Source organism: Phormidium pseudopriestleyi FRX01, assembly GCF_017313335.1.
Lineage (GTDB): Bacteria > Cyanobacteriota > Cyanobacteriia > Cyanobacteriales > Laspinemataceae > Laspinema > Laspinema pseudopriestleyi.
This window is the reverse complement of sequence record NZ_JAFLQW010000245.1, coordinates 1-12,191: the sequence shown is the minus strand read 5'-3', so window position 1 is coordinate 12,191 and position 12,191 is coordinate 1. Positions and strand designations below refer to the sequence as shown.

General features: G+C 49.1%; 12 protein-coding genes. 8 read left to right on the top strand and 4 right to left on the bottom strand.

What is annotated here, in order from left to right:
- Window positions 1–146 precede the first annotated feature (146 nt).
- From J0895_RS09125 to J0895_RS09100, 7 genes are all read left to right on the top strand, one after another.
- Window positions 147–983 (top strand): RNA-guided endonuclease InsQ/TnpB family protein, encoded by an 837-nt coding sequence (locus J0895_RS09125; RefSeq protein WP_340643482.1) that lies wholly within the window; start codon window positions 147–149, stop codon window positions 981–983.
- Between the two features lie 5 nt (window positions 984–988).
- Window positions 989–1,378, top strand: a complete 390-nt coding sequence (locus J0895_RS26720) for an RNA-guided endonuclease InsQ/TnpB family protein (RefSeq protein ID WP_340643481.1) — start codon at window positions 989–991, stop codon at window positions 1,376–1,378.
- Window positions 1,379–1,478: 100 nt separating this feature from the next.
- Entirely contained in the window at window positions 1,479–2,186 is a 708-nt protein-coding gene (locus tag J0895_RS09120; protein WP_207087792.1) for a Crp/Fnr family transcriptional regulator, read from the top strand.
- A gap of 131 nt (window positions 2,187–2,317) precedes the next feature.
- Window positions 2,318–3,115, top strand: coding sequence for a DUF2232 domain-containing protein (locus J0895_RS09115; protein WP_207087791.1), 798 nt, complete (start codon window positions 2,318–2,320; stop codon window positions 3,113–3,115).
- A gap of 75 nt (window positions 3,116–3,190) precedes the next feature.
- Window positions 3,191–4,330: a nicotinate mononucleotide-dependent phosphoribosyltransferase CobT gene (gene cobT / locus J0895_RS09110; RefSeq protein ID WP_207087793.1), complete on the top strand. Its 1,140-nt coding sequence runs from the start codon at window positions 3,191–3,193 to the stop codon at window positions 4,328–4,330.
- A 231-nt stretch (window positions 4,331–4,561) separates the two neighbouring features.
- A complete protein-coding gene (locus J0895_RS09105; protein ID WP_207087790.1) occupies window positions 4,562–4,699 on the top strand; it encodes a lipocalin/fatty acid-binding family protein in 138 nt (45 codons plus the stop codon).
- 112 nt (window positions 4,700–4,811) lie between these two features.
- Window positions 4,812–5,996, top strand: coding sequence for an extracellular solute-binding protein (locus J0895_RS09100; protein WP_207087789.1), 1,185 nt, complete (start codon window positions 4,812–4,814; stop codon window positions 5,994–5,996).
- 20 nt (window positions 5,997–6,016) lie between these two features.
- Here J0895_RS09100 and J0895_RS09095 read toward each other — a convergent pair whose 3' ends face one another.
- The 3 genes from J0895_RS09095 to J0895_RS09085 form a co-directional block, all read right to left on the bottom strand.
- Window positions 6,017–6,484: a hypothetical protein gene (locus J0895_RS09095; RefSeq protein ID WP_242541167.1), complete on the bottom strand. Its 468-nt coding sequence runs from the start codon at window positions 6,482–6,484 to the stop codon at window positions 6,017–6,019.
- Window positions 6,485–7,023: 539 nt separating this feature from the next.
- A complete protein-coding gene (locus J0895_RS09090; protein ID WP_207087787.1) occupies window positions 7,024–8,187 on the bottom strand; it encodes an aldo/keto reductase in 1,164 nt (387 codons plus the stop codon).
- Window positions 8,188–8,320: 133 nt separating this feature from the next.
- Window positions 8,321–8,839, bottom strand: coding sequence for a bifunctional nuclease family protein (locus J0895_RS09085; RefSeq protein WP_207087786.1), 519 nt, complete (start codon window positions 8,837–8,839; stop codon window positions 8,321–8,323).
- A 319-nt stretch (window positions 8,840–9,158) separates the two neighbouring features.
- Here J0895_RS09085 and ribE point away from each other — a divergent pair, with 319 nt between their 5' ends.
- Window positions 9,159–9,878 carry a riboflavin synthase gene (gene ribE, locus J0895_RS09080; RefSeq protein WP_207087785.1) on the top strand — a complete coding sequence of 240 codons (720 nt, stop codon included), beginning with the start codon at window positions 9,159–9,161 and terminating at the stop codon, window positions 9,876–9,878.
- 421 nt (window positions 9,879–10,299) lie between these two features.
- Here the strand turns inward: ribE and J0895_RS09075 are convergent, their stop codons facing one another.
- Window positions 10,300–11,988 carry a M23 family metallopeptidase gene (locus J0895_RS09075; protein WP_207087784.1) on the bottom strand — a complete coding sequence of 563 codons (1,689 nt, stop codon included), beginning with the start codon at window positions 11,986–11,988 and terminating at the stop codon, window positions 10,300–10,302.
- Between the last annotated feature and the right edge of the window lie 203 nt (window positions 11,989–12,191).

The following is a 12,191-nucleotide window of genomic DNA, read 5'->3' as shown; positions in this document are numbered from 1 at the left end:
CTGCGGGAAGACCCGCGCTCTATCTGTACCCAGATGAGCGACTGTATGAAAGCCGCGTATATTGAGTAGGCTCAATACCTACTAAATATACATTTACTGGAATAATTATCGCAAGTAAACCCTGTTATAATAACTCTATGCTAACCATGACTTACCGCTATCGCATATATCCCGATACCACCCAACAGGAAAAACTGTCTGGGTGGATGGAAACGTGCAGAGTGGCTTATAATTATGGGTTAGCCGAGATTAAAGACTGGTGTAATAGTAGGAAATGCTTGATTGATAGATGTTCCATAAAACACGAATACATCATGCCGACCGACCTGCCATTTCCTAAGGAGATAAAACAACTTAACGCATTGCCAAAAGCAAAGAAAGTATTTCCCCGATTAGGTGAAGTCCCTTCTCAAGTCTTACAGCAAGCCGTAAAGCAGTTACATCGAGGATGGGAAACTTTTCAAGCAAGAGGGACTGGGTTTCCTCGGTTTAAGAAGTATGGGCAATTTAAGTCTCTACTATTTCCACAGTTTAAAGAATCTCCTATAGCGGGCAATACGATCCTCTTGCCTAAGATTGGCAATATTTTAATTAATTTGCATAGACCTATCCCAGATGGTTTCGCAATTAAACAGGTACGCATCGTCAAGAAAGCTGATATCTGGTATGCCAGTATTAGTATTCAGTCTGATGTTAATGTACCCAATCATAAGCCTCATGGTCATCCGATTGGTGTAGACATTGGCTTAGAAAAGTTGATCGCGACCAGTGATGGCGTTCTCGTTAAACCGCCCAAATTTTTTAGAAAGATGCAAAGCGAGCTGAAATCGCTGCAACGCAGACTATCTAGAAAAAAGAAACGGTCAAATAATTACGAGAAGCAACGCATCAAAGTAGCGCGGATGCAGCACACAATTGACAATACCCGCTCATATTTTCACTTTAAACAAGCTCATATATTCTGTGTGAGTCTGCTGGCATGATATTCATGGAAGATTTAGACTTTCGGATCATGGCTAAGGGGATGCTTGATTGTGGATTTGGACAATTTCGTTCTATCGTCAAGTATGTTTGCTGGAAGTTAGGAAAATTCTTTGCCGAAGTCAATAGCCGAGGGACAAGTCAAGAATGCCCTGAATGTGGTGCGATCGTTAAAAAAACTCTGAAAGTAAGAGTTCATCATTGCCTTGAATGTGGGTTAACCATTGACAGAGATGTTGCTTCAGGTTTAGTAATTCGTAACCGAGGGATTGCCCTCATTAGTACCGATGGATGGTCGGGAAAGGAAACTGTCTGTGCAGGCGATCTAGCGGGGGCCCAAAAGTCTAGCCAAGTGCCGAAATCCCGTAAGGGAACAACCAGAAAATCTAAGAAGTGATTCTTGGAAACCAGCACGCGATCCGCCCAAGCGGTCAGTGTCTGGAGATGTCACGAAAAACATCGATCTACCCCTGGCGCGTTTATAAGAGGATGGCCTAATGGATGAAAGATTTACCTCTCGCGATTCTGTACCCAACATTGAAGAATTAATTCGCGCAACTCCGTTTTTTAATGGATTACCGGACTCAGTTGTAGAACGGGCGACGGCGCATATTGTTAGCCGCACCCATCCCCCGAATCAAGTCATTTTGTTGGAAAATGACTGGGGAAGTTCTGTTTATTTTTTATTAGAAGGATGGGTCAAAATTCGCACCTACAACCTTGATGGCAAGGAAGTCACTCTGAATATTTTAGGCTCCGGTGAAATCTTTGGCGAAATGGCCGCCTTGGATGAAGTGCCGCGATCCACCGATGTGATTACCCTGGCCCCTACCACGATTGGCAATCTCCCCGCCCAGGATTTTGTGCAGTTAATTCATACCGAACCTTTAGCTGGAATTCGGTTGGCTCAGTTGATGGCACGACGCCTGCGCCAAGTCAACCGTCGATTGCGGTTGCGAGAATCCGATAGCACCTCTCGGGTGGCAGATATTATCTTATTTTTAGCCGAGGGACAAGGAAAGGAATCTCCTCAAGGGATCGAAATTCCTAATTTACCCCATCGGGAATTAAGTAGTCTGAGTGGATTGGCTCGCGAAACGGTCACTCGGGTATTGAGTAAACTAGAAAAGAAGGGTTTGATTAAGCGCGATCGCGAGACCCTCTGTATCCCAGATATCAACGCTCTGGAACGTCTCATGGTCTAGGACCTTTAAGCGCGATCGCCATTCCTTTGTTGAAGAGGCGATCGCCATCTTGACCCCATTCCCCAAACCCAAATTAAACAGTTAACGCTTCACCCTAAATCGTTAACTGTTAACTGATTGGACAAAATTTGATGGTTGATTTTGCAGATAGTAACTCGAATTCCTCTTCCCCCTCTCCTAATCCCAGTCGGAATTCCGAACCCCTCGGTCCTCCCGATTCTTCTGCAGTACCCGACTCCCTTAATGCGGATCTTCGGGAAACTTCCGCCCCTCGCAGCACCTCTGCTCCCTCGGTTGCCCCAGGCCGACTCCCAAATAATGCCTTAATCCTGGTCGAAACCGCCTTTTTTGCCAGTACCGCCAGCTTGATTTGGCTGATCAATTTTTACTTCCCCCTCGGTCCCGTGCTGCGGATTTTTTTTCCGGTCCCGATCGCCCTGGTTTACCTCCGCTGGGGGAATCGCGCCGCCTGGATGGGTGCAGTGGTCTCAGGTTTGTTGCTCTCTGTTCTCATGGGACCCACGCGCAGCATTCTCTTTGTGGTCCCGTTTGGTCTGCTGGGGGTCTTACTCGGATGTCTCTGGAAACGTCGCGCCAGTTGGGAAGTTGCCATCTTTCTCGGCTCTCTCCTCGGTGCTTTTGGCTTCTTCTTTCGCCTATGGCTCTTAGGAATTCTTGTCGGGGAAGACCTGTGGGTTTACCTAACGATTCAAATTACCCAAATTGCCGACTGGCTATTTCTCCGGATGGGATTGCTGGTTCAGCCGAGTCTGTATGTCATTCAAGCCTTAGCCGCAATTTTGGTCTGGGTTCAAAATCTCATCTACCTCTTTGCCGTGCATTTAGCCGCCTCTCTCCTCCTAGAAAAGATTGGCAATCCCATTCCACCACCGCCACCTTGGGTCCAAGTATTACTAGATGAAGAATAAACCGGCGATCGCCGGGACTTCAATTTAGCCTAAACCCCACCCCGATCCCTGAAGTCTCCCCCTCTTTTGCCTGTCGTGATCCGAATTTATACCCAACTTCAACAGGGACAACAGTGGCTCGATCGCTATCGCGGACAGCAACCCCACTTTGCCTGCATTCTCGGCTTTACTGACACCGGATTAATTCCCGGAATTTCCGCTGCCGGTGCGACTCCGCGCGATCGCCAATATACGGCGATCGCCGATGCGGAATTTCTCTACCACGGTCCCCGTCCCCATCCCCAATATCCCCTCCCGCCTCTACAAGCCGGAGCCTCGCCCGTCCTGATTTCTCGTGCTGTTTTAGAAGCCCAAGGTATTCCCCTGTCAGTCTTTAATGCCGGTTTACCGGATCCTCCAGCGGTCCCAGCGGTGGAACTGGGAGGGACTCCCGCACGCTGTCTCAGTACCGGCAAGGCTTTGGAACTCGCAACGGTACAACGGTTATTTGAAGCGGGACTCCATTGGGGCCAAAAACTCGCCCAGGCGCATCCAGAGGGCTATCTAATTGTGGCGGAATGTGTCGTGGGCGGCACTACAACGGCCCTCTCGGTTTTGATGGATTTAGGGATTGATGCGGACGGCAAGGTGAATAGTTCTCATCCCTTGTGCAATCATCAGCAAAAGTTGGCCCTGGTACAGGCGGGTTTGGCAGAGGCGCACCGGAATCGCGCCCCTTTGAGGCCGGTTGGTCAGGGAATCACAGGCTTAGATTTAGACCCGTTAATGGCGATCGCGGCGGTGGGAGACCCGATGCAAGCGGTGGCCGCAGGCATGGCGATCGCCGCCAGTCGTCTCTGTGGTGTCCTGTTGGCCGGTGGGACGCAAATGCTGGCGGTCTATGCTTTAATTCGGGCTGTGGCCTCTTATCATGCCCTCCCTTGGGATGGCGATCGCATCGTGGTCGGAACCACTCGCTGGGTTGCTGAAGACCCGACTGGAGACACGGTGGGACTAGCTAAAGCGGTCGGCCCGGTCCCTTTATTGGCAACTCAACTCAGTTTTGCCGATTCTCGTTATCCTCAACTGTGCGCTTATGAGCGCGGATTCGTCAAGGAAGGAGTCGGTGCCGGAGGTTGCGCGATCGCTGCACATCTTTACCAAAACTGGAATCAATCTCAACTCTTACAAGCCATTGAAGCGCTGACCATGCGATATGCTCGCCTTAGTCTTTAATCAACTTTATGGTTTAAGACATACACCTGATGTTGTAATGATTCCATATTTAGATCCCTATGTTTAGGGCTGCTTTTTTCTCCTCAATCTTAGATAAGGTTTGGCCCAACCTGGCAATTCTTTTTAGATTATTTAAGGGTTAAAGATATTTGCCTCAAAACCCGATGAAAATTTAGGTTTTGTTACCTTGGACTTGATTTCACCCTTGCCCCTTGTGGACCGCTCATCGGGTTGGGGGTCTCTCAATGTATCAGTACCCTGTTTGGCGCCCGAGAAAATATCCTCTATCGCGATCGCGGCTTTTTAACTCGGGACCCGGTACAAGCCACCTTTTACTTTGCTAATCCTCAAACCTTCTGCCTAAAATAGGAGAGAATCGGGAAACGGTCAGGACTGAATTTCTAACCCTTAGACCCGATGAGAGTCGTCCAGTTTCCCCCAGGAACGGGTGTGATTGAACAAAATCCTATTATTTAAGCGCGTGAATCGAAGATCTTTTTTAGTGAGCCTCAGTACCCTAGCCGTTGCCCAGTTGTTGAGCGGATGTGGGACTGGTGATCGAGAAACTCTCAAAATTCTGCTGTTGAAAAGTTCCATTCCCGCTCAAGCAATGGGGGAATTCCTCAAGCAACTAGACAATCGGGCGGTTTTAAACTTTTCCCCTCTAGCGCAGTTAGACGAGTTGTTTCGACTCCTGCAACAGTGGAAAAAACCCTCATCCAACAACTCGGGTCGCCGATGGAATCTACCTGGGAGGAATCGGGATGCTGGACCCTCAAACTTGGCTGATTTGGTCACGTTAGGAAATTACTGGTTAGAACGGGCGATCGCCCAAGAACTGATTCTCCCCCTGGACCCCACCACCCTGGCTCAATGGGACAACCTCCCCTCTCAATGGCAAACCTTGGTCCGACGAAATGCCGAGGGAAAACTGGACCCCGAGGGACAGGTTTGGGGCGCACCCTATCGTTGGGGAACCACGGTGATTGCCTATCGGGCGGATAAATTTAAAAATTTAGGCTGGACACCCCAAGATTGGAGTGATTTGTGGCGTCCTGAATTGCGCGATCGCCTCTCGTTACTCGATAGTCCCCGGGAAGTGATTGGCTTAACCCTCAAAAGCCTCGGTCACTCATACAATCGCGATCGCCTTGATGATCTCCCAGAACTCAAAGAACAACTCCTGGCACTCCATCGCCAAGTTAGGCTTTACAGTAACGATACCTATCTCCAACCCTTATTGCTCGGGGATACTTGGGTCGCTGTGGGATGGTCCACGGATATCCTAGCAACAATGCAGCGCAATCCTAAAATTCGCGCTGTGGTTCCTCCTTCAGGGACGGCGTTATGGTCAGAATTGTGGGTCCGACCGGCAGGACCCAATCCGGTTAACACAGAAACACCACCCCCTGCCTCATCCTTAGTCAGACAATGGATTGATTTTTGCTGGAACCCGGAAATGGCGGTTCAGCTTTCCCAACTGAGTAAAGCTGCCTCTCCCATGTTGTTGAACCGGGACCGAGGGGAGTTACCTCAAGCCTTACAAAGCAATGGGATACTCTTACCGACTGCCGAGGCGATCGCTAATAGCGAATTTATCGAACCCCTCACCCGGGAGATTGCGGAAACATATCAGGCCCTCTGGCGGGAAATCCGTCTGAGTTAAGGGTTTGAATGGCCCAAGGTTTACGGCGCTTGGCTATCTAATCCCTGGGAATCCAACCACAAATTACAGGCGATCGGTTCCGAAGTACAAATATAACTCCCTAACAGTCTTTGCTGACGAGTAAACACCCGGATGTTGTACCCGTAATCCCTCGCCACTTGCCCAAAATGATTCAAAAACTCATAGCGTTGCAGGTAATCCAACAAACTCCAGGTTTGACGATTGACAATCAGATCCACCGTGCCTATATCCTCTCCATTCCGGGGATAGGCCAACCAGTTCTCGACCACTCTATACCCAAACTGTTCGTTAACCCACCATAAAGAAGGAACCGTCACCCCACTTTGAGAAATCGTGTAATTCGTAGTGATATTAAATTCAGCAGGATCGATTTCCGGTGGGATGGTCAGGAACTGTAATGGGGGTTTTTCCGGAGGCATCTGCTGGAGTTCTAAAGCCGGGAGTTCGCGATCGTCCGGTGGTACCATGTCCTCCACTGCTTCTAATGCGGGCGCGGGAGTTTGAGTCAACCCGACCCTCGCCCAGGGCAAAGTTAACCCAAGTAAAAGCAAATATACAGCACAGGACTTACCCAGGAATTCTATAAATGTAGGGGCGATTCGCTTTTCGCCCCCACATTTACGGTTAACTCTCCAAATCCCTCTGTAAAAACCCGCACCCTGAAGGGTGGGGCTATACGGACAAAGCCTGCCTTCGCAGGCTAAGAGAGAAAATTGACTTTTAACAACCGGATTGGTTATTAGATGATTTTTATCGCGTTTAAAAGTCATAATTTTAATTGAAAATCGCTGCTAGGATGTCGAAACACTCAGGGTTAGAAACCGGGTTTCTTCACAAAATTTTGGGGTTTTTCAGCAAATTTAGGAGAGAAACCCGGTTTCTATAGCAATCCTAAATGATTTATGCCCTCTCTTGCTCCCCTCTCCCCCTTTGGGCCGCCGACGAGAAAGGGGTGAGGGCATTCCACAACGGATTTAGGATCGGATATAGTCCAATCTCCACCGGATTACTCCCATAACCGCCGACTGGATTTACCCTTGAGGCGATCGTGAGTATCTTTTAAGAGTGCTGGAATATTCAATTGTTCCGGACATCGAGGTAAACAATCTCCACAGTCGGTACATCGATTTCCTTTCATGCCGGGAAACCAATGTCCGGCATTTTCAAACATGGAATATCGATATTGACCATAGTCGGTCATGGAGTAGGCAACAGCGAGATTTCTTAATCGTAAGATTTCGGGAATATTAATAGTTTCTGGACAAGGTAAACAGGCATAACATTGACTGCATTGGTCTGAACCTAGAACATGAGTGGCATGGGTTTCTAGGCGGTTGATGGTTTCTTGTGGGATGGGAATAGCTTTGTTGTCGTTCTGGTCTATCGGATTGTTCAGAAGGGATAAGCGATCGAGTATGGCGAGTTCTTCTGGATTTGCAGCCCCAAAACTTAAGGTGGTAATGCGCGGGTCACTTAACAAAAACTGATAGTTAAATTCTAGGGGGGTTAAGGGATGACAGAGTTGGGAGAGTTGTTCCGGTGGGGTATGTAGTTTTCCCCCTTTGTCGGCAGGGGAGATAATAAAAATACCTAAATCTTTTTGATGGGCTAAGGCGATCGCCTCCGCATTGCGCTGGAAGAAATAGTAATAATGGAGATTGATAAATTCAAATAAATCGGTGTTAAGGGTGGCTAAAATTAAGTCTAAGCTGCCATGAGTAGAAAATCCAAGATGTCGAACTCGGCGATCGCCCAAAGCTTGGTTGACCCCCTGCATTCCTCCTTGAGAGTCTAACACCCACTCTAAATGTTGGCGGGTATTGATGCCATGAATGGTCAATCCATCCAGATAATTCACCTTCAGCCGGTCTAACGATTCATCAATGCACCGTTCCACTTCATCCGCATTCCCGGCAGGCGGGAGTTTAGTGGTGATGTACAACTGTTCTCGGCACAAGGGGGAGTTTTGGTGTAACAGTTCCTTCAGAGCTTGGCCGAGGTATTCTTCACTGTTGCCATACCCTCGGGCAGTTTCGAGATGGTTGATTCCTCGCTTCACCGCTGCTTGCACCGTGGCGATCGCATTTTCCCGGGAAGCCAAATATCGCATCGTTCCCAGGGAAAAAATAGACAGATGCAAATTGGTTTTTCCAAATCGGCGGTAGTCCACGATTTACATTTTTTCCTCATATTTTGCTCCAGGGAGGGAGGCCGGGAATTGAGAGATTAGAATGCACAAAGCATACAGTTTCTCTTGATTCTTAAGTCTTTATTCCCCTTGCTTCCCAGTCCCCCAGAACCCTCTACGACTCTTGAACTTCTCCACTACCCGAACCAAATTCCTTACGTTGAATGAAATCTTCCGGGCTAATGTTAGAAACAAAATCACGGAATGCTTCTCGTTCTGCTTCATCCGCTTCTCGATCCACGGGAATCGAGGCATCCGCCACCACTTCCTCCATCACCCAGATCGGGCTATTGGTCCGCAGTGCTAAGGCGATCGCATCCGAAGGACGGGCGTCAATCTCCTTGAGCGCTTCTCCGTGACGGAGCTTGAGGACCGCATAGAACGTATTGTCTTGTAAAGTATGAATAATAATCCGGTCTAAACTGATCTCATATTCTTCTAGGATATTGACCATGAGATCGTGGGTCAAGGGCCTAGGCGGTTTTTGGCTTTCGAGGGCGCTAATAATTGACCTAGCTTGGTCTTGGCCTATATAGATCGGCAGAGCTCGTCGATCTCCGGCGTCTCTGAGCAGCACTATGGGACTCCTGGTTGCTGCATCCAATGCAATTCCAGCGACTTTCATCTCAATCATCGGCTCGGCCTCTTTAGAACACGCTATGGGGGATAATGAACTCGACACCTCTAAAGCAAGTCTCGTTCTCCGGTTTCAGACAGGTCCATGCTTCACTATAACGTTAAGGCAAAACGGTTAGGTTCAACCACAAGTGCAGCCGCATGATACCTCCCTTTAATCAGCCACGGTGCTTTTTTACCTTTATAAATTCCAGTATGCCTCCTTCTTTGCTTCCTTAGCTTCCTCTTATGCCAGGAATTTAATAAAAAATTTGACAGGGGACTGGCAAAAATGGTAACGAACTGTCGAGAATTTATGCAATTTCAAGGAAAAATCCATGTTTACCGGATTAATTCAGGGGTTAGGTACCATAGAGGCGATCGGGACAGAAAATCTCAAAATTTCCTGTCATTCAGGCGCTGAGGCGGTGCTCACGGATCTAGAATTAGGGGATAGCGTCGCCGTCGATGGAGTTTGTTTGACCGTCGTCGAGATTTTACCCCGAGGTTTTATTGCGATCGCCTCCCCGGAAACCCTCGATCGCACCACCCTCGCTACGGTTTCCCATACCTACGTCAATCTCGAAACCTCTCTGCGCGTTGGCAGCAAATTAGGCGGTCATTTTGTCACAGGTCACGTTGATGGCATCGGCTGTCTGCAACAGTCTATCCAAACCGCCAGTTCCTGGTCCATGACCTTTACTGCACCCCCCGCTTCCCAACAGCTCTGGCACCACCAAATTGCTCCCTATATCGTTTCAAAAGGCAGCATTGCTGTCAATGGCATCAGTCTAACCATCGCCGACTGTGATGAAAAAGGCACTTACTTTACCGCTGCTGTCATCCCCCACAGCTATGCCGAAACCAACCTGCGCTATCTCCAACTCGGTCATTGGGTTAACCTAGAAGCCGATATCTTAGGCAAATATGTCGGTAAATTCATCCGTTCGAGTTTCGGTTCTCCTCTGTCTGACATCCCCTCTGATGATGTCACTCCCTCGCTTTCCCGTTTTGACCAGATTTCCCCCTCTTTTCTAGCAGAACATGGCTATCTTTAATTTTTTTTAAGTTCAATATCACCCCGGCGCATTTTTTTTTGACTGGGGGGTTGCATTTGTTTCTGGAGTTTGATATACTATGTTATAATGGGAGTGTAATCAAAAATTTTATTTTAGTCAAACCTCCCATTATCACATAATACGGCATCGGGTGCAACAACACAAGCCCTGATGCCTATTTTTTTTAGCCGCCGCCGTAAAGAATTATTAAGCAAAAACCAGTCTTTCCAAAGTTTGTAGTAACGACTTCAGTTGTTTCCGGGAGTGCAAGGGAAAATAAACCCAGTTCCCGGTGAGGCGATCGCCTTGGAATGGATAACGACTGAAGTCATTACTACAAACTTAAGAAAAGCACGACTAAAGTCGTTACTACGAACTTAAGAAAAGAACGACTGAAGTCGTTACTACAAACATTGGAGGGTTACTCCGTAGCGGGAATAGTGACCTCTAAGGTGACCGGAACCGGAGGGAGGGGGAGTGGGGGTGGAGTGGGAACATCGAGTAAGGTTGTCGAAGCCGTTTCCAGATTGACGGGAGGATTCAAGAATGCCAGGGGGGGAGAGGGTGCTGGCATCTCTAAAGAGGGTAGGGTCGTCAGCGTCGAGTTATCCGAGGCGAGAGTGGCAATTTGAGGGGCAGTCTCTAGGGACCGAATGAATTGGGCTAGGGCATATTCCATTTGAGTGCCTGGATCCATTGCTATCCAACCTTCAGGAGTTAACTCGCGCAGTTCAAAGTGGAGGTGAGGTCCGGTAGAGTTGCCGGTATTGCCGACTTCTCCAATGACTTGACCCTGTTCCACGACTTCGCCAGGTTGGACAAAGATATTGGAGAGGTGAGCATAGAGGGTTTCCAGGGTGGAATTCTGGTGTTGGAGGACGACAGTTTGACCATAGCCTCCCATCCAATCGGCGATCGAGACGGTACCGCTATAGGCAGCGACAACGGGAGTTCCAGTCGGTGCACCGAAGTCCATACCGGAGTGGAAGCGGCTATCTCCAAAAATTGGATGGTTCCGCCAGCCAAATAAAGAGGTAATTTCAGCGGGAATTGCCAGAGGGAAAATCATGCTGGTGTTGCCGTTCCCTTCACGACCCGAGGACCGTCTCAGACGTTTCCAGTCAAAGTTTCGCGCAGCGGTTTTGGTGCGATAGTGGATGCCGTCAATGTCAGCTTGAACTGACGCTTCCGGGTATGCATTGCTCGTCCTAACTGGGACTTGCGGCAGTGCAGCGTAGGAGGGTTCGGGTTCGGCATAGTAAACGGGTTCAGGTTGTGCAGAGGCAGCGCCTACAGGGGCTGCGATCGCCGGGGGTTCCAGGGGTTGCAAGGCGGGACTGTAGAGATTCGCCTGCTGTGCTTGCTGAATGGATGCCGGAACCGGCAGGCGGTCCTCTGCGTAACGATGCTGTTCCATCTCCTGAGATGTTTTCTGGATGGGTTGTTCAACCTGCGCCGCCTGTTCTACGACTTCCGGTGGAGGGGGTGCAGTGGCAGTGAACGAGTCCGACTCTTCCGGTGCCGGTGTAGCTACGGCATTAGCTTCAGCAACAGGGGAGGGATTGGGGGTGGGGAGACTATAATCCGTGGGATCGACGTAAAGATTACTTTGGTGGATGTTTTGGAGGGTGGGTTCGGCGTTGGCGGTTTCCGGGGTTGGATAATCTTCCGGGGGGGCGATCGCCTCTCGACTATAGTCTCCAATCGGATCCGGTTGCGCCATCAGGGTCTCAGGGGCTGAGTCAGAGTCAGGATACCACGGCGTCACCCCGGCACTATCTAAGGGGTCCGGGGAGGCATCTTCCGCAAACAAAGGGTCAACAGGGGCTTCCTCAACGAGTCCTGGGGTGGGATAATCAGCACCTTTTAAGGGTTGTAAGAGTTCGGCACTGGTTGAGACTTCCGGTTCAGAGGGAACCGATGCAACGGGCGGGGGGGCCATTTCAGCTTGACCAAAAGGGTCTGCTGCATCCGATGGAGTCTGCGCGTTAGCATCTGCGTCTCCACCGAGCAAACTGAGGGAGGGAATCAAAGCGAGTCCCTGCAACAGGAGAGAAACCTGACAAATAATACTTACAGGAGTGCGGGAAAGTTGATTTCGCTGGCTCATAAGACCTCATGGTATGCGGGAAACTCAGTCACTTTAGTGCTGAGAGGGAAGCGACACAAGCGGTTTTAACCGCCTAACTCTTTATCCAAGTTTCATGTAACTATAACACCAAACTCTATTAATTGTTCTACATTAGTCATCTGAGTAAAAAAGCATTGCAGATACAGCTAGACGAAATTGAAAGAGAGAAGCTAGAAGCCCTT